Below are 24,696 nucleotides of genomic sequence, written 5' to 3'. Positions count from 1 at the left end.
GTATATATGTCAACACCCTAATATAAATTTTTTTCTTTTCCCGAAGATTGTTTCTCTAAGCTATTGGACTGCTAACTAATTGAATGCTCGGTTATAGTTGTTATGTAAGTATAGAAGAATTGCTTTAGTGGATACATTTTTGCTAAATGGAGAACTTATACATTAACACTTGTTATCATTAGATACATAAAAGGAATGGTACTCACTCATGGTTTATTTACTATTGTTAATTGGATTTGCTCTTTTGATTAAAGGTGCGGATTATTTCGTTGATGGGTCAGCAGCTATTGCTACATTACTACGTGTTTCTCCCCTATTAGTAGGTCTAACAATCGTCGCATTTGGGTCAGGTGCCCCAGAAGCAACTGTTAGTATTATTGCTGCACTTGAAGGTAGTACAGATGTGACAGTGGGTAATGTCGTCGGGAGTAACATCATTAATACTGCATTAGTAGTTGGAGTAACTGCAGTTATTTTTCCGTTAAAGGTCGAAAGTGCTACGATAAAAAAGGAAATACCTTTAGCCTTTCTAGCAAGCATTGCATTACTTGTTTTAATTAGTGACCAGTCTTTACAAAATGCAACTGAAAACTTGATTACACGTAGTGATGGTATTGTCTTTCTATTGTTTTTTTCTATTTTTTTATATTATGTTATTGAGGCAGCGAGAAACAGCCGTGAGACATTGACCGAAGAAGTAAATACCGCTTCCCAGAAACCTGCATGGGGGAAAAATATTCTTCTAGCACTAGGAGGTTTGTTGGCCATTATCTTGGGAGGGTATTTTGTTGTCGAAAGTAGTACCGATATCGCTATTCGATTTGGAATGAGTGAAACATTAGTAGGGTTAACAATTGTAGCGATTGGGTCTTCACTTCCTGAACTTGTTATTTCAATAGCTGCAGCGTTGAAAAAACAAAGTCAAATGGCCTTAGGTAATATTGTGGGAAGTTCAATTTTTAATATCTTATTTGTACTCGGTGTCTCGTCAATTATTACACCGCTCCCAGTCGATCCGAAAATATTTTTTGATGTCACAGTTATGATCATTCTTACAGTTGTTCTGTTCATCTATTCACGAACAGAATATGAAGTAGGAAAATTGGAAGGTTTTATAATGTCGCTAGTTTACATTGTGTATCTTGTGTTTATTATTATTAGAAATTAATTTTTATCTGTAATGTTTGTTAGAAAGTAATGAGCAAACAAAAAGGCTGGCTCATTTGTAAAGGGTTGAGGCAGCCTTTGCTATTTTTTTAGAAGTCTATTACGACATCCAAGTTGTAAAGTTCTCATAGCTCGTTTTTTTTACTTGCGGTATTTTCATATCTGGATAACCAACATAAATAAATCCTAAGATTTCTCCTTGTTCTGATATACCGAAAAACTTCCTTACTTCTTTTTCGTAACATATAGCTCCTGTTCGCCAAATCGCTCCTAGCCCTAGTGCATGGATAGAAAGTAACATATTTTGAATCGCAGCATTCACTGCTGCATATTCCTCTTTAATAAGTACATTTTTTTTAGCGCTCGGTTCAACACCAACAGTGATAATGACAGGAGCTCTGAGTGGATTTTTTTTCACACGATCTAACTTTTTAGCCATTTCTGTTGGATCATTGTCTTCTCCCTTCGCAATTGTGATTTTCTCAAACACTTCACCTAATTTTGCACGACTTTGGCCTGTCATTACGAAAAAACGCCACGGTTCTGTTCGGAAGTGATTTGGTGCATACGTTGCAGCTTCTAATATTTGTTCAATGTATTCTTTTGGAACAGGATCAGGTTTTACTACACCTATACTTCTTCTATTTTTTATTGCTTCAAACAATTCCATGAAATCAACTCCTTCTTGATATATAAGCCCAGAATACTCCTTCATTTATATGTGAGATGTACTTAAAATGTTAAAATGCTATGAAATACAGTTTTCACCTTAAAATAGTATTACTTTATTATATATTTGTATTTTTATAAATGGGAAATAGATTGTAAATTTAAGCTTTTATTTTACTTCTTAGCGCTGTTAAATAACGTTGTAGATTATTTGGCTACACCCTCCGATCCTGAAAGATACAATCTAAATTAAATATTTGCATACCGTACCTCCAATTAAGGTCATTTTTCCTAAACTTGCATCAATTTGTGACAATTTAAAGAAATGCATTGCAAAATAGTTTGAAAATTTGTAAAATTTAAATTAGTTATCAAAACTAATATTCAGTTTTGGTTTCAATTTTATAAAGGAGGTACAGTGATGGCTGGTATGAATTCTGGAAAAGTAGCTCATGATCATGCGTTACAAGTTTTAGAATTACTGACACACGAGTATTGGACGAGTGAATTGATGGAAAAAATTAAAAATGAGCTGAAAGTTTCCTATGAAAAGCTTAGCGAGCACTTATGTGCTGGGAAATGTGCTTGCGGGGATAAAAAGTCTGATGTGGACTTTTATCAAACGCTGTATGAAGACATGCAAGAAGCATTGTCTTTTCAATCCATGTCGGTTGTTCCTGTACTTCAAGAGCAATTGCTGGAGTACTATCAAACAAAGGATCAGTCGCATCGGTGTATTCAATCGTTGTTGAATACTAAACATACATGGGTTCATGAGATCGACTAAATAAAGGGAACCAGAAATGGCTTTGGCTGTTTCTGGTTCTCTTTATTTGGGTTTGGTGTTTGTAATTGGAAATAGATTTAGCTAAAATCAACGTTGAGGTGTTCCTATGGATTTTCTAATATGGCTAATTATCATTTTATTGTTTATTTTTAGTTTTATTGGGCTTATCTACCCGATTATCCCTTCTGTTGTGTTAGTTTGGTTAGGGGTCGTTTTGTATTACTTTTTCATTTCACAAGCTGAAGTTTCATGGTGGTCTTGGGCAACGCTGATCGTCCTTACAGTTGTTTTATTTTTAACAGATTATTTGGCTAACCTTTACTTCGTTCAACGTTCTGGCGGGTCTAAGTGGGGAATTCGCGCGGCAACAATTGGTGTAATTATCGGCTGCTTCGTCGTTCCCCCGTTTGGGATCTTAATTGTTCCTTTCATACTTGTACTTTTGACTGAAATAATTCAGCGAAAAACGATTACTGATTCCTTTAAAGTCGCATTAGGAACGCTTATCGCCTTTTTAAGTGGTACTTTTGCAAAAGCGCTTTTTCAGCTTGTAATGATAGTTGTATTCATAATAGATGTGTTTATAATAAAATAGCTCTGTTAACGGTCCACTAGCAACATATTTTACGAAATAAACAAAAATAGCAACAAACCATATGTTAGGTTTGTTGCTATTTTCCTATTACTGTACCATACTTATTTTTTATAAGAATTTCTGCCAAAATCGGAGGTTCTTCATAAAAATGATTTCGGCAAGCTCACGTGAAATTAACGTGGCACCTATCTCTTTCATTGACAGCTTTGCGTGCTTTACCATATTATTGCTTAGAACGATAATCGTAACATCGTCATCGATGTATCTTTCATAATGACTAACATATCCTCCTGGATGCGTTCCTGCATGAGCAATACTTCGTCTTTGAAACTGGTTCTTAATCAGCCAAGGATAACCAATACTTATCCATTTACTGCTATAGCTTGATTCCTCCATCATTTTTACCAATTCTTCACTTAAAATATAGTTATCTTTCAACGCTCGGTCTAATTTATATACATCCTCAACTGTTGAGTGAACCTCACCACAAGCAAACATTAATGATGGATGGAATACTTTACCAACCCTTCCTTTTATATGGTTTCTAGCCGTATTTTCTAAATTATCTCTTTCAAAGCCTGTATCTTTCATTCCTGCAGGTTCAAAAATATTTTCTTTCACATACTGTTCGTATGACGTTCCCAGCACTTGTTCAATGATCAATCCTAGCATCAAAAATCCAGTATTATTGTAAGAAAATTTCTTACCAGGGATAAAGCGTAAGCCTTTAGTATGAACAACATTAAGTATTTCTTTCGGTGTATACTCCTTCGTTGTATCAATCGCTCTTCGTATCATTAAATAGTTAGGTATGCCTGATGTATGGTTTAATAAGTGATGAATGGTAATGTTTTCTTTTTTGTATTGCGGAAAAAAAATGCCTATCTTTTGACTCAAAGATAGAATTCCGTGTTCGATCAATTGAAGTGTTGCAATGGCAGTTACTGGCTTACTTATAGCTGAAGCTGTTGAAAAACGGGTTTTTGTTGTGTTTTTAACTCGTTTCTCAATATCAGCAAATCCAAAGGCTTTATTAAATATTACTTCACCTTTCTTAGCAATGAGTACACTACCAGAGAAGTTAGGTTTATTAGATAAATATTCATCAATTTGCTTGATCATTAGGCACCCCGAACTTTGGCTTATAGAATTTATAAAAGCTTAATTCGACAACAACAAAATATTATCCTCTAAATCAAAACAGTAAAAAGGTTCAAAGTTGATTTTGTTTCAGAGCAATGTGTCAACAACGATTCGTTACACAGCAAAAAAAGAGAAGCAAATTATTTTATATTTTTGAAAAAGCAATCCCTCCTTTTCTAGCACGTATATTTGTGGAGATCATATCGAATAATTTACTTTTAGTACCTTTAGGTTCATGTTCGTCATTCGTTAATCCATAATAAAGTATTTTCAAGTCAAGGGCTGTTGTCTCTTTTAATATCTTTTCTTTAGAATGTGTTGTCCAATAATCTATAATGGTAGCAGGGTTCTTATAGATTTTGTGATCTAATTTGGTTCCCTTTAGGTTGGGATAATTGCTAGATTTTATCTCATTTAACGCTGCCACAAACGAATGAGCTTTCGCCTTCGTTTTTTGGGGTGCCTGTTCCCCTTCATTACTACCTTCATTAATAGGTTTAGAAGGTTTCCTTTGAAGTTGTTTAAATTTACAAATGACAGTTTCTATATTACCTATATCTTTTTTGGAAGCATTTACTGTTTCATAGATCGTTTTTAATTTTTCTAAGTGAGTAATAGCCTGTTTAAAGAGTTCCTTATCCATTCTATTTCCTCCTCGCTATTTCATTTGGTCAACTTCTATACAACTTAAAATCTCATTCGTAAGTACACCATAATCTCCACTTTTATTTCCTTTTGCTGTCTCTCTAGCAATGGTTTCACTATTATGAATAATCGTTGAAAAAACATACTTGCCTTCGATATGCTTTGAAAGAACGGTTTCGATGTTTGCTGTTGTTAAAGCAGCCTTCAGGTCACTGTGTACGTCATGATTTTTCACAGTCACTTTTTTCAGTGTTTCAACTATACCGAGTAACTTTGGTTGCGCTCCAAAAAGTGCTTTTGCTAACGTTGCTTCTGGATTGTTTGTGCAATGCTTTTTATAGATGCTTTCAACCGTTTTAATATAGTGGGCGACGCCGCGTACGCTCATTGTTTGGATGATTGTTGGAATGAGGTAATAATCAGAGCACAAAAAGGAGCCTTGGGTAATCACATTATTACTAGGAGGACAATCAAATAAAATGAAGTCATACATATCTACTAGCCTGGTTGTTTGGAGGAATTGTTGCATAATCACGAGATCTTCTAATGAGTTGCTAAGGTTCATTTCTTTTTCATCTAAACCGCCTGTTGGGTAAAAAATATTTGAAGGAATAAAGTCAACCTTATTGTCCGTCGTTTTAATTAATGTTGAAATTTGGAATGAAAATTGAATGGCAGGATATTTTTTTTGCTGTAACCATAGGTCATATACATAATTGAGACACTCATTTGGCTCTAGTTCATCTAGAGAACGATTGACTCTAGTCAAACAAATCTCACTTAGGGAACATTGGGGATCTAAATCAATCAGTAATACTTTTTTATGTTCTTCAACCAGATGTAATGCAATTTGATATATGCTCGTTGTTTTTCCTACCCCGCCCTTATAGTTTCCAACAAATATTTTCGTCGCCATCTATTCACATCCTCTAAGAAGTTAATAGTACAATGTATTAGGAGAATGTATTTATATTCCAAGTGTTATTTTTATTTGTTCGGATGAAATTAAAAAAACAAGGTAGTTTTTACCTTGTTTTCTATGTTAATTATTCAGCAACTGGTCTATTGGAAAAAATGAAACCCTTCTTCTGCTGTCAACATACTTTTACCGTTTCATACATTACTGGACTCTAACTTCAAACCACCCTACTTCATCTTGCGTCGAACGATCGCTTCAAACCATGACCATGGAAGGATATTCTTCATAAAAATTACCGATCGAATTCCTTTTCCAACAGGATAACGAAATTTCGGATTTTTCGAACGGCAAATGTTGGTGATGACTTCGATAACTTCATCAGGACAAGCCGCTTGTTCACCAGACCGTTTAGCTTCTGCATATATCTTTTGTAGAAATTCATCATATTCGCTTTCAGTTGTAAGATTTATTTTACTTAATGCTTTCTCCCAAATGTCAGTTTTATATGAACCAGGTTCAACTATACTCACATGGATGTTAAATGGAAGTAATTCTAACCGTAGTGACTCACTAAAGCCAGAAAGTGCGAATTTGGAAGAAACATATGGTCCTAGACCTGGAAAACCGACATGTCCACTTATGCTTCCGATATTAATAATTTTTCCTTGTCGCCTTTCTCGCATCATAGGGAGAAAAGCTTTCGTTACTGCAATCACTCCAAAAAGATTCGTTTCAAATTGAGCTTTCCACTCTTCAAGGTCGAGTAACTCTGTAATTCCTCCAGTACTATAGCCAGCATTATTTATTAAAATGTCTATTTTTCCATACTGTCTTTCTACATATTGTTGTACCTGTTCTATATGCTCTTGATTAGTCACGTCTAATGGTAAAATTTCAATTCGATCCGTTAATTTTTTTTGCTTCACTTCACTGCGTAATGCCGTCTGCTTGGATAAATTGCGCATCGTAGCAATTACAGTATATCCTTGTGATGCTAGTTTGAGTGTGGATAAATAACCGAAGCCACTATTCGTCCCAGTGATTAAAACAATTTCTTTACTCATGATCGCTCCCCTTAACGTTATGGTCTATATGTTTTCGATATCTGCTATCATAGTCCTTTATTTCAAAGATATATTTTTCTAATAAAATCTAAAATTACCTGTGAATTGTTCGACTAAAATAATAAATCGTAATAAATACTATTTACAATTGACATATGTTACGATAGACTATAAACCGTAATTATTACGTTTATATAGAGGAAAGCTACTTCCCTACACCGTGGTTGAGCTTATAGGAGGAAATTAGGAAATGAGAGTGCCAGTAACCGTTTTAAGTGGATATTTAGGAGCAGGAAAAACAACATTATTAAACCATATATTACAAAACCGTGAAGGCTTAAAGGTCGCTGTCATCGTGAATGACATGAGTGAAGTGAATGTCGATGCAAGGTTAGTCAAGGATGGTGGCTTTGTTCGAACAGAAGAAAAGCTAGTTGAAATGCAAAATGGCTGTATATGCTGTACGCTTCGTGAAGATTTAATGAAAGAAGTTGAACAATTAGTCGATGCTGGCGGAATTGACTACATCGTAATTGAGTCTTCAGGAATTAGTGAGCCTATCCCTGTTGCACAAACGTTTACCTACTTAGATGAAGAAATGGATATTGACCTAACGTCAAAGTGTCGTTTAGATACGATGGTAACTGTAGTTGATGCGAATCGTTTCTGGGAAGATTACGCTTCAGGTGAAACATTATTAGACCGTAAACAAGGTACAGATGAAACAGATACTCGTGATATTGCTGATCTATTAATTGACCAAATGGAATTTGCGAATGTAATTATTTTAAATAAAACAGAAATGTTAGAAGAAAGCGATACGAAAGAGTTAATGGACTTCTTACGTAAAATGAATGCCGATGCGAAGATCATCCCAACTTCACATTCAAACGTTCCACTAGCTGAAATTTTAAATACGAATATGTTTGATTTTGAAAAATCGAGTCAATCACCTGGCTGGATCAAAGAATTAAATGAAGAGCATACACCTGAAACCGAAGAATATGGAGTTACTTCGTTTGTTTACAGACGCCGTAAACCTTTCCATCCAGAACGTTTAATGAATTGGCTTGAAAATTGGCCTGTTGATGTAGTTCGCGCAAAAGGCTTCTTCTGGCTTGCTTCAAGAAATGAAATGGCAGGTCTTCTCTCTCAAGCAGGTTCTGCGGTAACGATACAAGGGGCTGGCGAATGGGTAGCTGCTTACACTGAAGCAGAAAAACAAAAAACACTCCAGGAAGAACCAGAATTACTCGAAAAGTGGGATCCAGTATTCGGCGATCGTATTACAGAGCTTGTTCTAATTGGAATTGATATGGACCATGCTGAGGTCGAGGCTTCTCTTGAAGAATGCTTGTTAACGGATGAAGAAATGAACGTGGATTGGACAACATTTAACGATCCGATTCCACGCTTTGTAGAAGCATAATAAAATGAAAAAGTAACACATTAAATGATAATAGGATATACAAGGGGATAACAGCTACATTATCCCCTTGTTTTGATTAGCCTCTTTTTCAAAGATTGTTGCTTTTGACATTTGACTTTAATTTTGTTTAATTCATATATGTATACTCACTCCTCTTTTCTATGTAAAATATCAATAACTACTTCATGACGTATACTAAATAAAGTTAATAACAATCAAATGTGGTGAAACCTAATGCTTATTTTGGCAATCATTACTTGTCTTTTTTGGTTTGCTGTTTTAGTTGATGCGACAGTAGGTATGAGGAAGCTTGAAAAGCTTGAAACAGTAAAGACTAATCACCTGATTAAACACAATCCCCCTCTAGTGTCAATCATTGTTGCTGCTCGGAATGAAGAAAAAGATATTGAAGGAAGCTTACTTTCACAATTACAACAGACGTATAAAAATATTGAGTGGATTGTTGTGAATGACCGTTCTACAGATTATACGGGCGAAATAATTAAAAACCTAAGTACTAAGGACGCCAGGGTTCAGGCTATAGACATTGAGCAATTAGATGAAGGGTGGCTTGGAAAAAATCATGCACTGTATAAGGGTTATTTAATGTCAAAGGGGAATTATCTTCTCTTTACTGATGCAGATGTTTATTATAAAGCTGATACAGTTGAAAAAGCACTCTCTTATATGATTAGTAACAAAGTAGACCACTTAACACTGGCTCCAAATATGAATGTAAAACGTTTCTGGGCAAAAGCCTTTGTTACATTTTTTCTATTTGGATTTTCGTATTTTAAACGGCCATGGAAAGCAAATGATGAAAAAAGTAAAGTTGCAATCGGAATCGGAGCCTTTAACCTCTTAAAAAGAGATGCATATGAGGAGATTGGTACACATGCCACGATCAGAGAACGTCCCGACGATGACTTAATGCTTGGTATCCAAATAAAGAAAGCCGGTAGGAAACAACGATTTGTATCCGCATTAGAACATTTAGAAGTAGAATGGTACGCTACATTAAAAGACGCTATTATTGGTCTAGAGAAAAATGCATTTGCTGGACTTTACTATCGTTACACGATGGTACTTATAGCAATTGGGGGCGTATTTATTTCACAGCTATTCCCTTTTTTAGCCGTATTCTTTACCGATGGGATTACTAGAACAGCTAATCTAATTACGATTTTACTCTTGTTCCTTTTATACCAGCAAACAGCTAATGTTATGGCCAAAAATGCACTAAAATACTTCTTGGTCTTCCCGATAACAACGATCTTGTTTATGTACTGCATTATCAGAGCAACTTTTCTAACCGTCGTACGTGGTGGGATTGTCTGGAGAGGTACGCATTACCCATTGGCTCAACTACGAAAACAAAATAAAAAATAACATTAAAAAAGCGAGGGTTCTATATTAGAATAGACAACCTCGCTTTTTCCTTTGATTTGAACAAGTCCACGATTTATTTAAGGTCACAAGAATGAGTAAAAATATAGAGTATCTGTTTAATTGATTTAAAATAGCAATTTTGAAGTTCTCATTACTCGTTTTCGTGACGCAAATAAGTCGTTTCATAAATGTGCTCAATGTCTTGATCGGTCATATGCACAAACTCTTGTTTCTCAAGCCCTCTTACCATTTCGATATAACGGATCATGTTTTCGCGTTCTTTTCTACTCATTCTAATTCCCCTCTCTGTATTATAACAATATGTTATTTGTTTATTATTATATAACAGGAAAAAGGAATGTCAACAGTATTTTTTGAATTTTTTTATTTTTTCTTAAAAATAGGAAAAGAGGCTTGACCTATAAAGTGAAACTTTTCAGTGAGGCTTTTCCACATCCCCCATCGAAAATTTAGTTGAAATATTCGGGTTGTAACCTGTAACTATATTGATGAAGGTTAATTTAATTTCACATATACTTCAAGAGGTGTTCTCCAATAATTTATAGGGTACAGCTACACAGAAATTTAACTGTACTATAACAATTATTTCAGACCTTTCTACTAGCTTAAAAATGCGCTCGAATTATTACCTTATTTTGGATTTAAGATCCTAAGTCACTCCATATTAAAAAGCACACTTTTAGTAGCTTTCTACAAAGAGTGTGCTTTTAATTAATCGTTGACACCGCCACTAGTATTAGCGAGTGGCAACTTTATTGAGAAAGTTGTCCCGCTGTTTATTCTAGAAGTTACGTTAATCTCCCCATTATATTGATTTACAATACCATAACAAACCATTAATCCTAAGCCAGTTCCTTTTTCTTTTGTTGTATAAAAGGGTTCACCTATTCTATTGAGGATCTCAGGAGGAATTCCTTTCCCTTCATCACTAATACTTATAACAACTTCATTGTTAGAAAGTGTTGCCTCAATAACCAGCTTCCCGCCTCTATCCATTGCATCAATACCGTTTTCAATAATATTAAAGAATAACTGTTTGATTTGAACTTCATTACAAAACAAATTATAGGTATTTTCTTTAGTATTACAGGAAATATCAATATTTTTTAATTCAGCTTCTTTTTGAAATAGCCTTGTCACTTCTTGTAGAACTACCGCAATATCAATTATTTTCATTTGTTGGGATAAGGGCTTCCCTAATGTTAACAATTCATTAGATAAGAGAGCGATTCGATCTAACTCACTTTCAAAGATTGAATAATGATCTGGATAGTAGATGGAGCCTTCTTTCCATAATTGAAGAAATCCTTTTATCGTTGTTAAAGGATTGTTAATTTCATGAGCAATACCTGCTGCAAGCTCTCCGATAAATGATAGTTTTTCTGATTTAATATGAGTTTGTTGTGCTCTAATTTGATCACTAATATCTTGGGCAATCCCAAATACTGCAACAACATTTTTATTTATGATTACGGGGGTAATTGTAATATGTATACTTTTTTTCTCACCCTGCTTCGTAATGCATGTAATATCAAAATTTTGAGGAATTTGATTTTTTACATTTTCGAAATGATAGAGTGTTCGTTCGAGGTCGTCTTCATGAACAACTAATCTAAAATTCCTATTTAATGCTTCATCTTCTGTATAACCAAATATCTCTTCAAAGCTTTTATTTACAGCTAAAAAATTTCCTTTTAGGTCTAAACAATGAACAGCATCAGGATGATAATCAAATAGGGAATTACAACACTGCATCGTTCGTTCTATCTTTTTTTTGCTAGATGTTATGTTATGAAAGTGAACAGCGTATTGATTTGCTGAAGAGTAGATCTCGACGTTGTACCAAGTTAATGTGCGCTCAAAAAATAGTTCAAATTGAGTATTTTCTCCTGTACTGATTACTTCTTGAAATTTTATGTATAAAGATGTGTATGTCATCATTTTAGGTTCGTGCCAAATAACTTTTTTCAATATGGATTGCCTAGGTTTTAAGAACAATTTTTCTGTTGCTTTATTCAAATATTTACAAATTCCATGCTCATCTAAAATAAAAAAAGGGTCATGTAAATTGTCTATAAAATCATTTAACCATCTGTCCTTACCGTCTACCTTATCCATAGTCATTTCCTTTCCTTATAAAACTAATTTCATACTAACGGGCAGTATAACTCCATTTTTAGACGATAATTGATAGAACGTCCATCCTGGAGATAACTGCCCGTATAAATAGTACTTACTATTAACTTTTTGCGGAGTGAAAAAAATTCCATTATCTAAATACTTCAGTTTAATAAGGTGCATATATTGTTTTCTCTTCTTTCAATTCAACAATGAGCTAAAAATACCTTCATTATGATGTCAAAATAGGCCTAAAATAATAAAACATGTTAAAGAAATTAACATGTTTTATTATCATATGAATAATATTATCTATTTTTATCAGTTTACGTCTAACTTTAGTACAACTGGGCAATGATCACTACCTAGTATATCGCAATGAATTTCTGAGTCCATTATTTTATCCTTTAGTTGATCTGAAACAATAAAATAGTCTATTCTCCAGCCAATGTTTCGTTCGCGTACTTTATTCATATAAGACCACCAAGTATACGTTTCTACTCTATCTGGATAGAGGTATCTAAATGTATCGATAAACCCATTTGACAGTAATGTCGTCATCTTTCCTCGTTCCTCTTCAGTGAACCCAGAATTACCATAGTTTGGTTTAGGGTTTTTTAAGTCGATTTCTTGGTGAGCTACATTCAAATCTCCACAATAAACGACTGGCTTTTCTGAGTCCAACTGTTTCAAGTAATCTCGAAGTTCATCTTCCCATTCAAGCCGGTATGACAGCCTCGTCAAATCTCGCTTTGAGTTTGGTGTATATACATTTACTAAATAGAACGACTCAAATTCAAGTGTGATAATCCGTCCTTCTTGCTCTTCATTTTTCTGTCCTACACCATATGAAACGGATAGAGGTTTTTTCTTAGTAAACACAGCTGTACCCGAATACCCTTTCTTTTCTGCATAATTCCAATATTGTTCGTAACCTTCTAATTCGAGGTTAATTTGCCCTGCTTGACATTTCGTTTCTTGAAGGCAGAAAATATCTGCATCCATTTCATTAAAGTAATCTAAAAATCCCTTTGTTACACATGCTCTAATTCCATTTACGTTCCAAGATATAAGTTTCATTTTGTTTCTCCTGTCTCCTAGATGTTCTCTTTGTCTATTAATTATTAAAATATTAATTAAGGTCTCTGCCATTATTTATTAAGTACTTTCTCGCTTTAATATTGGAAGTATCTTTTTTAATGATGCTTCAATATATTATACAGGAAACCAATTATTTTTTGCACGGGATGCATCTTTACCATAAAGTGCTGTTATGATACCCTTTAACAAAGCTTAACATAAAATTGATAAGCTCTTTTCTTAAAGAATGTTACTTTTTGCTATTGGACCGTTAACCAAACGTAAGCTTGGTTCTTTACGCTATTAACTTGAAGCTTTTGAATATAAATAAAGCAGATGGACAAATGAAAAAGCATAGCTTTTAAACTATGCTCAAATCTACTTACGTAAATACTGTTAATTATTATTTAAATAAGTATTTAAAACGTTTGTTATATGCTCAATTTCTTTTGGGGTCTTTGACTGGATTACATAATGGTCGCCGTCTAAGTGCGCAGAAACATTATGTACGCCCTGTTGTTCGAGGAAATCAAGGACATCATCTACACTTTCATTTTGTGTTAAAAGTACCTTCTGTCCAACAAAGTGACGGTTTACGTAAATATCATACATATCATGAGCGTTTTTTACTTGAGCTTCAGCATCAGCAACGCGAAAAAAGGGGAAATTTAAGTTTGTATTATTGTTATACATACGTTTCACTCCTATTTGCATATTGCTGTTAGTATGCGCACGCAGTTCATTTGTATAACATTATTAATGTTTAACTAATTAATACATCACGATAAACTAAAAACGGTGCCATGCACCTATATGGTACCCGGCACCGAAAACGCATCGTAAAGATATATTGTGCGATTCAATTTATCAGGTTGTCACTTGGTCACGGAGCGCTCTTCTTAGAATTTTCCCGCTAGAAGTTTTCGGAAGTTCATTTTCACAAATAATAATTTCTGCCGGAACCTTGTATGCAGCTAAATGTTGCCTGCAGTATTCGAGTAACTCAGCTTCAGAAATATTATCTTTCAAAACGACGTAGGCTACTACTTTTTCTCCGTACTCTTCATCAGGAGCACCTACAACTCCTGTCTCTACAATTAGTTCATGTTTAAATAAAACTTCCTCCACTTCACGCGGATATACATTGTAGCCCCCTACAATGATTAAATCTTTTTTTCGATCAACAATGTATACGTAGCCGTCCTCATCCATCTTGGCAAAATCACCTGTATAAAGCCATCCGTCTCTTAGATCGCTAGCTGTTTTTTCTGGCATTTGATAATACCCTTTAAATACATTAGGCCCTTTACAAATCAGTTCTCCGACTTTCCCACGTTCCACTTCATTTCCTTGATTATCGACGACCTTAACCTGTATATCCTCAATAGGAACACCTACAGAACCTTCTTTAATTACTCCGTATCGTGGGTTTACTGTAACGACCCCAGCACCTTCAGAAATACCGAAGCCTTCCTGAATTAAAACACCGAACTCATTTTTAAATTTATCGAGAATAGCTAGTGGAAGCGAAGCACCACCTGAAGCACAATGAGTCACTGAAGAGAAACCTTCTGGATTTTCTTGTAGGAAGTGATAAATAAAATTATACATTGTTGGAACACCACCAAAGAATGTTACTTTATGTTCTTTGACAAGGCGTAAAAATTCTTTCGGACTAAACTGTCTCATAATGATTACTTTGGTACCTTTGACAATCGGCATATTTAAACAAACGGTCATAGCAAAAATGTGGAACATAGGAAGCGCGTTAATAATGACATCATCTTCAGTAATATGAAGGGCATTTCCAGTAGCAACGGCGTTTGTATATAAGTTTTTATGGGTTAACATCGCGCCTTTTGGTTTTCCAGTTGTCCCTGACGTATAAAGGATGACAGCGTTTTCATTTTCATCTATTGGAACACCTGCAAAATTTTGGTCACCACTTTGAACAAATCGGTTAAACTCTTCACTCGTAACATCAAGAATATATGTAAGTTCTTTTAACTCACTTTTTAATTCTTCAATGACAGGCAGTAATTGCGGAATGGAAATCACAGCTTTAACATTTCCGTTTTCTAGCAGATATTGCAGCTCCGTTTTTGTGTATGTTGGATTAATCGGAATAACAACGGCACCAATATGCCAAGCGCCGTAAAGAGCATACATGAACTCTGGAGCATTTCCCATGATAAGTGCAATATGATCACCTTTTTGTATACCTGTCTCCTTCAGACTCGATGCAAAACTATTTACCTTTTTATTTAGGACTCCATATGTTTCTTCTTGGCCTTCAAAGTGATAAGCTATTTTGTTTCCATGCTCCTTGGCGATATTTTGCAGGGCTAAATTCAATGTCATATACCTTCACTCCTTTTAGTATGGTAAAAGATACCTTTGATTCGCTAACTTTGCTAGATGCTAAATATTTGCATTTTTATGTTCGGACCCTCGATTTAAAACGTTCTAAACCATCTTCAGTTTCATCGCTTTTTACATGAGGCATTCCAAGTTGACATTCTACTCTTAGCGCTTCATCGAGTGGTAAATCCCACCCTCTAATAGCTGCTTGTTTATCACTTATTAAAGATCCTTGAGGGTAATTTGCCATTTGATTAGCAAGCTCTTTACATCTTGTCATGAGCTGATCGTGAGGAACAACTTCTGTCACAAGCCCCCAATCATATGCATGCTTCGCATCAATTTTTCTCCCAGTTAAAATTAAATCCATCCCTCTCCCCCAACCAAGTATTCGTGGAAGGCGTTGTGTTCCACCATCTACAAGAGGTACGTTCCATCTTCTCTCAAGGCAACCGAATTCAGCTTTATCACTTGCAATTCGGATATCACACCAACAAGCCATTTCCAGACCTCCAGCAAAACAATACCCATTAATCGCTGCAATGGTTGGCTTTAATACTGAATTCAAACGCGTAAAACCTAAATAACCGTCGCCGTTATATGCAAAATTTACATCAAATTGTTCAACAGGTCCGAGTGTATCAAGAGCTTTTAAATCAGCCCCAGAACTAAATGAAGTGTCGCCTGCTCCTGTTAAGATCGCGACTTTTGCTAGGTCATCCTCTTGAAACTTTTTCCAGGCCAAACCAAGTCCTTTGGCTGTTTCACCATCGATGCAGTTATGTACGTCAGGACGATTAATGGTAATAATCGCTACTGGACCCTCTAATTCATAGCGAACTTTTCGTTCCATTTAACCCCTCCCTAGTGATATTTATGTTTTCTGATTTTTCTAACTTATTATACTTTATAGTTAACGTTAATGTAAAGTATTTTACGTTAATTGTATTTCTGTGCAAAAAAAAAAAAAAAAAAAAAAACCAAATGGCTTTTCCTCTTCTTAATCAGCTTACAGTTGATTTCTGTTTTTCAACTGCTATTACTGGTGTCTGAGAGTTCCATTTGGGGTTGTATTCATTATGTTTCTTTATTTAGTTTCTTGTACTGCTCTTCTGCATCTCTTATTGCTTTTAATAATTCAGCTTCTAATTCTTCAAATTCTTTTCTTCTTTTTTGCACCGTTTCTAAATGCTGATAAGCTAGTTTTATCCCTTCCTCAAACTGCTTCTTTTGAGTTGGATCAATTTCATAAAGCTCAAATAAAGATGATGTTTGTTCAAGTGAAAAACCGAGTGTTTTTGCCCGTATAATCATTTTTACTCGAGCTCGATCCCGTTTCGAATAAATTCGATGGTTACCAGATGTGCGTTTGGGTTGAATAAGGCCGATCTCTTCATAGTAACGAATGGTTCGCGGGCTTATATTAAATTCATTGGCTAGGTCGGAAATGGAATAACCGATAGCGTCGTTACCTTCCATCTACATTCACCTCTACCTTATAAGCCTTCTTCTTCAAAACGTTTTAAATCATTTTTATGACCGATTACGATCAATATGTCATTTAAGTGGATGAGATCATCTGGTAATGGCGATACGATAACTTCCTCTTTTCGTTTAAAAGCTAAAATTGTACAGCCGTATTTGGCACGTATATCTAACTGTATAAGTGAACGATTTGCTACTTTTTCTGTTGCTAATAATTCGACGATACTATATTCATCAGATAGCTCAATATAGTCTATAATTTTTTCAGAAACGAGGTGCTGCGCAATACGAATTCCCATATCTTTTTCTGGGTGAACGATACGGTCAGCTCCGATTTTTTCTAACACTTTGTGATGATAATCGTTTTGTGCTTTAACCCATACATTCTGAACGCCCATCTCTTTTAATAACAGCGTACATAGAATACTAGATTGAATGTTTTCACCGATTGCAACAATAACATAGTCAAAATTACGTATACCTAAGCTTTGCAAAGTACTTTCCTCTGTTGCATTAGCAATGACCGTATGTGTAGAAAAGTTAGTGAATTCATTAACTTTATCTTCATTTGTATCGATCGCTAATACGTCGTGTCCCATTTTATAAAGTTCTTTACAAACAGATCCCCCAAAACGCCCTAAACCAATAACTGCAAATTGTTTCCTCATGATACTCTCCTTTTTAACACACCAAAAAGACCATCACTAAGAATGGTCTGTCGATTAGACCTTTCTCTCGATATATGTTTTAACGCTTACGAGGTTAGCTGTCGGGTTAGGGACTGAGAGTATCCCTTCAAAAAAGATTCACCCCTAGACAAATTGTCCAAAACGGTTCCCCCGCTCAAAAGATTCAGCGAATAAAAAGGTGTATTTCAATTTAATAGTATAATATTGTAATTTACTCCTACATACCACTTTTGTCAATGGTGGTGTTAAGTTTGATTTTTGATTTGATTTAATATGGCCTTGTCAATAAAAAAAGAAAAGGAAACCGCTCATTAAGAGGTACCTAGGCTTCCTTTCCTTTTATTTTAGTTAATAAGTGTACAGAAATAAAAGTCATATTACTATCTTACTTTTCCCAGTTATTAATGATGTGCATGATCATCCCCGTGTGCTGAGATAATTTCGAGTTTTTCGTCGATGATGCCTTGTGTTTGATAAGAAACTAAGTTTGTCGTTCCTAGAAGATAACCATGGTTATAAGGCCCTTCTGTTGGTTCAACATCAAACATTGGCTTAATGAGTGTTAGGAAGTCATACCAATCTTCCGTTAAATCACCTTCCTCTAACCATACCATCGGCGCATGCTTTCCAAGGTGTGCAAATGGAGCGGCGAGGATCGCTAGGTCAGGCGACGCAGTTGAGGCAATCATTAAACCGTGTCCAGGTTGATTTACTCCCCAGCCGAAGTTTGTTGCCGAATCTTTAAATTTTGCAAATTCAATTGATAATTCGACAGGTGTTTCCCCAGAAATTTTAGTTACAGTTCCATAGTCTTCTAGCTGTTTAAACACTTCTTGAGAAATGACATCTTCAGAACCGAGAACATAAATTTCTGCATTCCCATTCCGACGCTCTAATGCTTCAATTGTTTCTTTAGGCAACTCTGTCTTGGTAACGTAAAGAAGTGGTTCTGACATATGGGAAATCCAGCTGCCAGCAGGAATTGAATGTAACTTAGCATCTTCATCCATAGATCCAATGATAACGCCATTTGGTGTTCCATGTGTTAGTTCAGCATAAATTTTATCAATCTCATTGGCAAATGCAGCTGCTTCTGTTTCCTCTGTTTGTTCCACTTTAAAGCCAGCTAGCTTGTCCAATTCTCCATCATTAACTTTTCCCATAATCATTACTTGCGTTCTGGCAACATTGCCTTTCGGTTTTAATCGGTTGATTTCCATTACTACCCTATCAGGAATTGAACCGTTCTCTGTAAAGAATAACGGTCCATCATTAGGGTGATGAACGAGATTTAAACTTGCTAATGATAGCTGCCAGTTTTCAAGAGGTGCTAAGATGACAGTTCCTGGCTGATTTTCCTCGTGTGTAGCAGGCCAAATCATTTGCGAGGTAATTATTGATAACTCCATTGGGTTATCAGATGGTAAACGTGTGATGTTCTTTGTATTGTAATGAAGCAAATTTTCAGCTGCGTTTTCATTAAAGTTTGTAGGTGCAGTAAGTGTATCTGCGTGGTGCCCATCATCGTGATGATCGTGGCCATGTCCGTGATCATGCACATTGTCATCTCCTTCAATCTCTAGCTCCTCTTGAAGTTCAGTCTCCTCTAGGCTTGGATTTTCTTGGTCATGATCGTCATGATTGGCGCAAGCTCCTAGAACAGCAATGAATATTGTTAAAGCTACGATTGATATGGATCTTTTTATTTTCCTCATAGATTGTCCCCCTAAGTAAAATTCAGTATATTTATACGGTAACAAAGAATTTTGAAGAAAGTTTGCAGAATGGAAGAAAAACAGAACTATTTTTACAAATGTTAACTAATTGGACAAATTATTTTATTCAGCGGATGTTTGACTCTTCACACATAGCGTGAAGCTTAAACGGTCCAATGGCAACAAAGTATACAAGCCTTTTGAATAGACAAGAAATCTTTAGTTACATTCCAAATTAAATCGAAATAAAGCTGCAGATGCACCTTTATCAATTTGCCTCGTTTGTATTTTTATTATTCTTCAATAGGCAATTGTGCTAAAAGCCGTTCGGAAAAAGGTTTCGAGTCAAGTCTGGCAGCAACATGAGGAGGGTGATTTCGTCTCATCGCTTCAAGCGGGAGCCCTAACCATAAAACTCGTCTATCGATAAGTACAAACGGAAATGGAATATCTTCTTCAATCAATTTATACGGTTGTCCTATCGGCTGTTCAGTTGTAGAAAGGATTGTAATTTTTATTTTTTTTGACAGCTGATTAAATTGCTTTTTCCATTCTATTGGTAACATCATTTGATTGGGTAGTGATAAAACGATAGACTCGTCCGCTTCTCCTATATCGTGGAAAACTCTCGTTAATTTTAAAGCGTGTATCCATTGTAGCCGTGGATGTTGACTTTTAATCCATGTTCCGATGTCTTTTGGTGCAACTACTTGATTGTTGTCTATTTGATGTTCAATCAGTTGTCGCAGTGTCTTTCCTCGAAAAACACGTTGTTTAATAAATGCAGTATTGCTTACGTGAATAAACTTACCCTTCGTTCTTGTAATTGCGACATTCATCAGACGCTCACTATCTCTTCCTATTAATAACATTCCTGCTCGCTCTTCAGGGTAACTATCAACCGAGTCAAAAATCATTACATCTCGCTCACTTCCTTGAAAGCGGTGTACAGTTGCTGAAATAATATCAGCTACTAGTCGTTCTTGCTCATAAAGGTCATCAAGTATAACCTCCATCATTTGCGCTTGCGCTCGGTACGGTGTAACATAGCCAATCGATGTCGTCTTGTTGATAAATGCTTCATGTATTAATTGAAAGGATAATAGTAACTGCCAAGCATTAAAACGAGACTTCGAGAATTTTTCTTGCAAACCGTATTCTCCTGTGTAGCTTGTATCCAATAAAATGGAAGCTTGTTGTGGAAATGGTTGTTGATTAACTGTCTTTTCACGCTTTACTCGAACCGTTGGATGATCACCGACTAGCCCTTGATAAATATATTGATTTGTAAAAGCAGAAATGTCAGGGTGCATGCGCCGCTGTTCTTTTAATAAATACAAATGAGGGTGAAGTTTACCTTTATTTACAACATCAACAATACCTGCACGATGAAAAATATCTTCCTTTAACCACTTTTCGACTAACTCATGTCTTGCTGATGCAATCGGAGGTAATTGCTTGAAATCACCACATATGACCACTCGCTTTCCAAGAGATGCAGCAAATGCTGCTTGTGGTACATAGGCCATACTCGCTTCATCGACGATGACAATATCAAATTCCTTTTCATAGATTGCAACGTCTGTTGCCGCTTTAGCTAATGTCGTACAAACGATCGAGGCTTTTTTTACATATTGAATTTCTTTTTGGCGAATTTTCTCAAGCACCCTCGCAATCTTCGTTTCAAGTTCAAGTAATTGATCGGTATCTCTTTTACTAAAAGAACGCGCTAAATCTTGCTTTAGGCCCCGGCGCTCTGATAGGAGTGCCTCTCGTTCTTCGGCTAAATGTGGTTCACGCCTATCTAACAGTTGACTTGTAGTTATGGCTTCATGAAGTTGGAGTAACTCTCCTGCTTGTGAGCCGTAACGAAGAAGGTCTCCTTCTTCAAAACGTTTTTTCTTTTTAATAAATGATGCAACTTCACTTGAAAGCACATCGACTGCTTGGTTGCTGTGTGACAATATTAAAACGTTTCTGGCATTAAAATACATATTGGCGGCAACACGAGCTAATGTGTACGTTTTTCCCGTACCAGGTGGGCCCCAGACGAAAGTTACGGGATTCGTTTTAGTCTTTAAATACAATTCGTGAGCAGCGGTTTTCGCTATTTCAGTCGATTCCTTCACTTCCATTGTAGGGTCCATCAACTTTTTTATTCGTGCTCGTCTTTTTTTACTTTTTTTCAATTCTTCTAATCGTTCAATTAATTCATCAAGTAATTCCCAAGGATCGTGGAAAATAGTTGCTTCTGAAATGAGGTCGCCAATCGATTGTTCAACAGATATTAAAATGCTTTTTCCTTCAGATGATAGAATTCTACCATCTTGTTTTACGTTTCCCCATTCTAAACGGACATTAGAGCCAACAGGGACTCGTATAGGTGATGTCAATTCAAAATAGTACGTAAAAAAATTATCGGTTGATAATAGATGACCATTAACAACGCGATACTTATTGCTCCCATACTTTTTCAAGTGAGCAATTTCAATTTGGAGTGCTTTTTGCCATTCTTTTATATATGTTAATGTACTCGTCATCGATCTCTTCCTTTGTATCTAATTCTGAATCTTCCAGCATAGATAGCTTTTATCGTATGGATTTCCGTAAATCAAAAGTTCATGAGGACAGCTTCTGCTAAAAATATTATCTTAACATAATTAAGGCTAGCTTTTCACTTTTTTATTATGAATGGCTGGGAGTAGTTATTGTATTTGATCGTTGCCTTGTCCTATTTGTGTGAAAAATAATACTATTCTTATTTTGTATAGTTTCTGCATATGCTTTGTATTATTTCCATATAATAGTTAACGTCTCCTAACTCAATACATCATGAAATGGCCCGGGCTGATACTTAGGGTTAGGGGACACCAAATGATTTCCTTTAAATAACTTTTAATGTCCGATACAAACTATACTACGATTTTTTAATCCTGTATCTAACCGTTAAAACAAACATTGAATAAACCAAAAACGCGTACATTCCTTGAAAACGGACGCGATTTTATGCCTTTGTTTTATATTTTCTTATTTTCTTTTACGGTACAATCAAGGTCTTGTTTAAATTCCCCTTTGTATTCAACAAGGTCAATTTGACATCCAGGACCGATACGAACATTATTTCCACGAACAATTTTGGCGCTTGTAAATTCAAGGTCAACTTCATCCCCTTCGATCAGTTCAACGGTTAACTCACGAGTTAGTGCTTTAATTAATTTATCAAGACCGAGAAAGCTGCTTGCTTTTTTCACTTCGATTTTTTCGCAACCAATTTCTTTTACGTGAGATCTTCCGTGTAATCCAATTTTTATTTGATCTGCATTCAATAAACCATTGATAGAAAAGCTACCATCTAACTGAACTCTTTCAGCTTCGCAGTCTCCACCTACTTTTACAGAACCTTGTAGAAAGAATTGATCACCTGCCATACTTTTACCAATTGATGCTGAACCTTTCACCTCAATTGTTTTAAAGTTGACTTTACCTTCAATTGAAGTAGTTCCAGAAACATCCAATCGGTCTGCCTGAACGTCACCATTTATTTTTGCGCTACCTTTTATAGAAACGGTTTGCCCATTCAAATTCCCTGTTACTCTACTTGCACCGTTCGATTGGAAATCTAGACATTCCACGTCACCATTTACTTTTCCGTTCCCGTTAATTTTAACATGCTGAAATTGCCCACCAGCTGTACTTCCATTCCCTGATATCGTTAGGTCACCTGTGTAGGTTTTGTTCATATAGACCACTCCTTTTAATTTTGGCAAATTTTACGATTGCTTGAAAGAATTCATTTTTATTAATTATTCATCAAGCTTCCTTACCTCTTCTACTCTACAATCAAGTCTTTCTAGCTTTTTAAAAGAAGTACTGTATTCAACGAGATCAATCTGACAATGAGCCCCAATCACAACATTTTTACCACGAACAACTTTAGCTGTCGTATGTTCTAAGAAAATATTATCTCCTTCAATGATATTTGCTTCTAGACGGTGGGGCCCTTTATAGACGTTGATTGATTTACTGCCAACTTTAATCGTTTCTCCACCAAATTCATTTATACGACTTGTTGCATGCCGCAAGTTAATCGTAAGTTGACCGACATTTAATAAGCCATCGATTGAGACCCCACCATTAACTGTTATTTTTTCAAATTCAACATTTCCTTTTACATTCAGCCACCCTTTTACGTTGGCTTGTTCACCTGTTAGGTACTCTTAAACATCCAGATTCCCAAAAATTTTTAGCCTTTTTGCAACTAAACTCCTGTGAAAGGAAGTGGAGCCAAATAAATGAAATCTATTAATACATGCTTTCCCTTCAATTTGACTTTCTCCAAAAACTTTCATTTGCATAGATTGAAAATCACTTGTAACTTTGCCCTGACCCATAATGGTTACTTTTTGAAAATCTCCGCCAAAAGAGCTTCCTTCTCCATAAATTTTAATATTTGGTTTAGTTGTTGAAGTCATCCCTGTCCCCCGATCAATAATTTATTTTTAAGTTGTTCATGTATTTTTCCAATTTTAATTTGAATAGCAATTTTAGCAGCATCTTCTAGAAAAACTTCATCTTCTTGTGCCCAGAGTAATAAAACAACAGTTACCCCCATCTTTCGAATGACTAATAATTTAGCGTCTAGTTGCTTTGTTTTCGGAAGATGATTAATTAAAGTTTGTAGTACTTGCTTTGCTTCACTTAAACTAATTTCACCACTACGTAATGCTTCATCAATGATGTAAACAAATAAAATAGTCTCATATGAAAGATTGTCGGATGCTCCTATTACTTCTTCATATAGATCAACGGCTGCACCCGAAACAATGTTACGTTCTATCAGTTGTTTTTTCGTTAAAGAAATGTCAAAAGGTCCTTGGGAAAACATATTTGCTAGTTCATCTAAGGAAAGACCCGCTTTCATATTGATAATCTTGTCAATTCTCTCGAGTATACGGTCTTTCGGAAAAAATGTCTCCTGTCCTGTGAATGTGGACTTTCGAATAAACCAATCTTCAGGTACAAGGTTCTTTCGTTTCCACCGGTATAATTGACCGTAGGAAATACCAGTTTGTTTTAGTAAGTCTTTTTTTGAAATAAGTTCTTCCTCCATTACGTTCACCCCTACAACTTTAACTTAACTTTAATGTAACATAACACTGTTATGTTGTAAATATACATAAAGTGAAACTTATTTAATGGTGGTTTTCCTTCAATCTTCTACTGAGAATTTTTTAAATTAATCGTGTTGTTCTCTCGCCAACGATAAAGGTCACACAAAGGTTGCCACAGGACGTGCGACTTCACTCATGAAACCTCATCTACAACTTAGCCTCTTTTACTCACTCAAAAGGCTTGAAGTGACAGTCTTAGCCCCAGGTAAACGGGATGAACCATTTTTCTTGTATAATGAATAAAAAGCG

General features: G+C 35.6%; 24 protein-coding genes and 1 riboswitch. Of the genes, 5 read left to right on the top strand and 19 right to left on the bottom strand.

Features of this window, described 5'->3' with window-relative positions; genetic code table 11:
* The first annotated feature begins 208 nt into the window (after positions 1-208).
* On the top strand, positions 209-1,168 hold the full coding sequence (locus tag GKP30_RS06285; protein WP_216828568.1) for a calcium/sodium antiporter: 960 nt from the start codon (positions 209-211) through the stop codon (positions 1,166-1,168).
* 99 nt (positions 1,169-1,267) lie between these two features.
* Here GKP30_RS06285 and GKP30_RS06280 read toward each other — a convergent pair whose 3' ends face one another.
* Positions 1,268-1,837 (bottom strand): nitroreductase family protein, encoded by a 570-nt coding sequence (locus tag GKP30_RS06280; protein WP_216828567.1) that lies wholly within the window; start codon positions 1,835-1,837, stop codon positions 1,268-1,270.
* 420 nt (positions 1,838-2,257) lie between these two features.
* On the opposite strand from GKP30_RS06280, the gene GKP30_RS06275 reads away from it, so the two are divergent.
* Together GKP30_RS06275 and GKP30_RS06270 are read left to right on the top strand one after the other, a co-directional pair.
* Positions 2,258-2,623, top strand: a complete 366-nt coding sequence (locus tag GKP30_RS06275; RefSeq protein WP_216828566.1) for a hypothetical protein — start codon at positions 2,258-2,260, stop codon at positions 2,621-2,623.
* A gap of 106 nt (positions 2,624-2,729) precedes the next feature.
* Positions 2,730-3,218 carry a DUF456 domain-containing protein gene (locus tag GKP30_RS06270; protein ID WP_216828565.1) on the top strand — a complete coding sequence of 163 codons (489 nt, stop codon included), beginning with the start codon at positions 2,730-2,732 and terminating at the stop codon, positions 3,216-3,218.
* A 108-nt stretch (positions 3,219-3,326) separates the two neighbouring features.
* Here GKP30_RS06270 and GKP30_RS06265 read toward each other — a convergent pair whose 3' ends face one another.
* The 4 genes from GKP30_RS06265 to GKP30_RS06250 form a co-directional block, all read right to left on the bottom strand.
* Positions 3,327-4,340, bottom strand: coding sequence for a serine hydrolase domain-containing protein (locus GKP30_RS06265; RefSeq protein ID WP_216828564.1), 1,014 nt, complete (start codon positions 4,338-4,340; stop codon positions 3,327-3,329).
* A gap of 166 nt (positions 4,341-4,506) precedes the next feature.
* Positions 4,507-5,004: a hypothetical protein gene (locus GKP30_RS06260; RefSeq protein ID WP_216828563.1), complete on the bottom strand. Its 498-nt coding sequence runs from the start codon at positions 5,002-5,004 to the stop codon at positions 4,507-4,509.
* A 15-nt stretch (positions 5,005-5,019) separates the two neighbouring features.
* Positions 5,020-5,922, bottom strand: a complete 903-nt coding sequence (locus GKP30_RS06255; RefSeq protein WP_216828562.1) for a ParA family protein — start codon at positions 5,920-5,922, stop codon at positions 5,020-5,022.
* Positions 5,923-6,152: 230 nt separating this feature from the next.
* Positions 6,153-6,989 (bottom strand): SDR family oxidoreductase, encoded by an 837-nt coding sequence (locus GKP30_RS06250; protein WP_216828561.1) that lies wholly within the window; start codon positions 6,987-6,989, stop codon positions 6,153-6,155.
* Positions 6,990-7,239: 250 nt separating this feature from the next.
* On the opposite strand from GKP30_RS06250, the gene GKP30_RS06245 reads away from it, so the two are divergent.
* On the top strand, positions 7,240-8,418 hold the full coding sequence (locus GKP30_RS06245) for a GTP-binding protein (RefSeq protein WP_216828560.1): 1,179 nt from the start codon (positions 7,240-7,242) through the stop codon (positions 8,416-8,418).
* A gap of 234 nt (positions 8,419-8,652) precedes the next feature.
* Positions 8,653-9,807 (top strand): glycosyltransferase, encoded by a 1,155-nt coding sequence (locus GKP30_RS06240; protein ID WP_216828559.1) that lies wholly within the window; start codon positions 8,653-8,655, stop codon positions 9,805-9,807.
* Between the two features lie 151 nt (positions 9,808-9,958).
* On the opposite strand, the gene GKP30_RS06235 is transcribed toward GKP30_RS06240, so the two are convergent.
* The 14 genes from GKP30_RS06235 to GKP30_RS06170 form a co-directional block, all read right to left on the bottom strand.
* Complete coding sequence (locus GKP30_RS06235; RefSeq protein WP_216828558.1) at positions 9,959-10,099, bottom strand: BH0509 family protein; 141 nt, start codon at positions 10,097-10,099, stop codon at positions 9,959-9,961.
* A 440-nt stretch (positions 10,100-10,539) separates the two neighbouring features.
* Positions 10,540-11,946: a PAS domain-containing sensor histidine kinase gene (locus GKP30_RS06230; RefSeq protein ID WP_216828557.1), complete on the bottom strand. Its 1,407-nt coding sequence runs from the start codon at positions 11,944-11,946 to the stop codon at positions 10,540-10,542.
* 321 nt (positions 11,947-12,267) lie between these two features.
* Complete coding sequence (locus GKP30_RS06225; protein ID WP_216828556.1) at positions 12,268-13,026, bottom strand: exodeoxyribonuclease III; 759 nt, start codon at positions 13,024-13,026, stop codon at positions 12,268-12,270.
* A 396-nt stretch (positions 13,027-13,422) separates the two neighbouring features.
* Positions 13,423-13,719, bottom strand: a complete 297-nt coding sequence (locus GKP30_RS06220; protein WP_216828555.1) for a hypothetical protein — start codon at positions 13,717-13,719, stop codon at positions 13,423-13,425.
* Positions 13,720-13,893: 174 nt separating this feature from the next.
* Positions 13,894-15,387 carry a long-chain-fatty-acid--CoA ligase gene (locus GKP30_RS06215; protein WP_216828554.1) on the bottom strand — a complete coding sequence of 498 codons (1,494 nt, stop codon included), beginning with the start codon at positions 15,385-15,387 and terminating at the stop codon, positions 13,894-13,896.
* Between the two features lie 76 nt (positions 15,388-15,463).
* Complete coding sequence (locus GKP30_RS06210) at positions 15,464-16,240, bottom strand: enoyl-CoA hydratase-related protein (RefSeq protein ID WP_216828553.1); 777 nt, start codon at positions 16,238-16,240, stop codon at positions 15,464-15,466.
* A 224-nt stretch (positions 16,241-16,464) separates the two neighbouring features.
* Positions 16,465-16,866 (bottom strand): MerR family transcriptional regulator, encoded by a 402-nt coding sequence (locus GKP30_RS06205; protein WP_216828552.1) that lies wholly within the window; start codon positions 16,864-16,866, stop codon positions 16,465-16,467.
* 17 nt (positions 16,867-16,883) lie between these two features.
* On the bottom strand, positions 16,884-17,540 hold the full coding sequence (locus tag GKP30_RS06200; protein ID WP_216828551.1) for a potassium channel family protein: 657 nt from the start codon (positions 17,538-17,540) through the stop codon (positions 16,884-16,886).
* A 68-nt stretch (positions 17,541-17,608) separates the two neighbouring features.
* A riboswitch (cyclic di-AMP (ydaO/yuaA leader) is annotated at positions 17,609-17,740 on the bottom strand.
* Positions 17,741-17,962: 222 nt separating this feature from the next.
* Positions 17,963-19,276 (bottom strand): cell wall-binding repeat-containing protein, encoded by a 1,314-nt coding sequence (locus tag GKP30_RS06195; RefSeq protein ID WP_216828550.1) that lies wholly within the window; start codon positions 19,274-19,276, stop codon positions 17,963-17,965.
* Between the two features lie 293 nt (positions 19,277-19,569).
* Entirely contained in the window at positions 19,570-21,816 is a 2,247-nt protein-coding gene (locus tag GKP30_RS06190; protein ID WP_216828549.1) for a DEAD/DEAH box helicase, read from the bottom strand.
* Positions 21,817-22,293: 477 nt separating this feature from the next.
* On the bottom strand, positions 22,294-23,016 hold the full coding sequence (locus tag GKP30_RS06185; protein WP_216828548.1) for a polymer-forming cytoskeletal protein: 723 nt from the start codon (positions 23,014-23,016) through the stop codon (positions 22,294-22,296).
* Between the two features lie 63 nt (positions 23,017-23,079).
* On the bottom strand, positions 23,080-23,358 hold the full coding sequence (locus GKP30_RS06180; RefSeq protein WP_216828547.1) for a hypothetical protein: 279 nt from the start codon (positions 23,356-23,358) through the stop codon (positions 23,080-23,082).
* 135 nt (positions 23,359-23,493) lie between these two features.
* Complete coding sequence (locus tag GKP30_RS06175) at positions 23,494-23,748, bottom strand: hypothetical protein (RefSeq protein ID WP_216828546.1); 255 nt, start codon at positions 23,746-23,748, stop codon at positions 23,494-23,496.
* A complete protein-coding gene (locus GKP30_RS06170; protein WP_216828545.1) occupies positions 23,745-24,386 on the bottom strand; it encodes a YhbD family protein in 642 nt (213 codons plus the stop codon). The genes GKP30_RS06175 and GKP30_RS06170 overlap by 4 nt, the downstream gene beginning before the upstream one ends.
* Between the last annotated feature and the right edge of the window lie 310 nt (positions 24,387-24,696).

Source organism: Alkalihalobacterium elongatum, from assembly GCF_019024285.1.
GTDB classification, from domain to species: Bacteria; Bacillota; Bacilli; order Bacillales; family Bacillaceae_F; genus Alkalihalobacterium; species Alkalihalobacterium elongatum.
This window is presented reverse-complemented; position numbering and strand designations above follow the sequence as displayed.

Bases quoted from the DNA above. Each gene is read 5' to 3' on its own strand.
- GKP30_RS06270 (WP_216828565.1), top strand. From the start codon at position 2,730: ATGGATTTTCTAATATGGCTAATTATCATTTTATTGTTTATTTTTAGT.
- GKP30_RS06225 (WP_216828556.1), bottom strand. From the start codon at position 13,026: ATGAAACTTATATCTTGGAACGTAAATGGAATTAGAGCATGTGTAACA.
- GKP30_RS06175 (WP_216828546.1), bottom strand. From the start codon at position 23,748: ATGACTTCAACAACTAAACCAAATATTAAAATTTATGGAGAAGGAAGC.
- GKP30_RS06235 (WP_216828558.1), bottom strand. From the start codon at position 10,099: ATGAGTAGAAAAGAACGCGAAAACATGATCCGTTATATCGAAATGGTA.
- GKP30_RS06250 (WP_216828561.1), bottom strand. From the start codon at position 6,989: ATGAGTAAAGAAATTGTTTTAATCACTGGGACGAATAGTGGCTTCGGT.
- GKP30_RS06210 (WP_216828553.1), bottom strand. From the start codon at position 16,240: ATGGAACGAAAAGTTCGCTATGAATTAGAGGGTCCAGTAGCGATTATT.
- GKP30_RS06280 (WP_216828567.1), bottom strand. From the start codon at position 1,837: ATGGAATTGTTTGAAGCAATAAAAAATAGAAGAAGTATAGGTGTAGTA.
- GKP30_RS06285 (WP_216828568.1), top strand. From the start codon at position 209: ATGGTTTATTTACTATTGTTAATTGGATTTGCTCTTTTGATTAAAGGT.
- GKP30_RS06220 (WP_216828555.1), bottom strand. From the start codon at position 13,719: ATGTATAACAATAATACAAACTTAAATTTCCCCTTTTTTCGCGTTGCT.
- GKP30_RS06275 (WP_216828566.1), top strand. From the start codon at position 2,258: ATGGCTGGTATGAATTCTGGAAAAGTAGCTCATGATCATGCGTTACAA.
- GKP30_RS06260 (WP_216828563.1), bottom strand. From the start codon at position 5,004: ATGGATAAGGAACTCTTTAAACAGGCTATTACTCACTTAGAAAAATTA.
- GKP30_RS06200 (WP_216828551.1), bottom strand. From the start codon at position 17,540: ATGAGGAAACAATTTGCAGTTATTGGTTTAGGGCGTTTTGGGGGATCT.
- GKP30_RS06265 (WP_216828564.1), bottom strand. From the start codon at position 4,340: ATGATCAAGCAAATTGATGAATATTTATCTAATAAACCTAACTTCTCT.
- GKP30_RS06170 (WP_216828545.1), bottom strand. From the start codon at position 24,386: ATGGAGGAAGAACTTATTTCAAAAAAAGACTTACTAAAACAAACTGGT.
- GKP30_RS06240 (WP_216828559.1), top strand. From the start codon at position 8,653: ATGCTTATTTTGGCAATCATTACTTGTCTTTTTTGGTTTGCTGTTTTA.
- GKP30_RS06185 (WP_216828548.1), bottom strand. From the start codon at position 23,016: ATGAACAAAACCTACACAGGTGACCTAACGATATCAGGGAATGGAAGT.
- GKP30_RS06205 (WP_216828552.1), bottom strand. From the start codon at position 16,866: ATGGAAGGTAACGACGCTATCGGTTATTCCATTTCCGACCTAGCCAAT.
- GKP30_RS06195 (WP_216828550.1), bottom strand. From the start codon at position 19,276: ATGAGGAAAATAAAAAGATCCATATCAATCGTAGCTTTAACAATATTC.
- GKP30_RS06255 (WP_216828562.1), bottom strand. From the start codon at position 5,922: ATGGCGACGAAAATATTTGTTGGAAACTATAAGGGCGGGGTAGGAAAA.
- GKP30_RS06230 (WP_216828557.1), bottom strand. From the start codon at position 11,946: ATGGATAAGGTAGACGGTAAGGACAGATGGTTAAATGATTTTATAGAC.
- GKP30_RS06245 (WP_216828560.1), top strand. From the start codon at position 7,240: ATGAGAGTGCCAGTAACCGTTTTAAGTGGATATTTAGGAGCAGGAAAA.
- GKP30_RS06190 (WP_216828549.1), bottom strand. From the start codon at position 21,816: ATGACGAGTACATTAACATATATAAAAGAATGGCAAAAAGCACTCCAA.
- GKP30_RS06215 (WP_216828554.1), bottom strand. From the start codon at position 15,387: ATGACATTGAATTTAGCCCTGCAAAATATCGCCAAGGAGCATGGAAAC.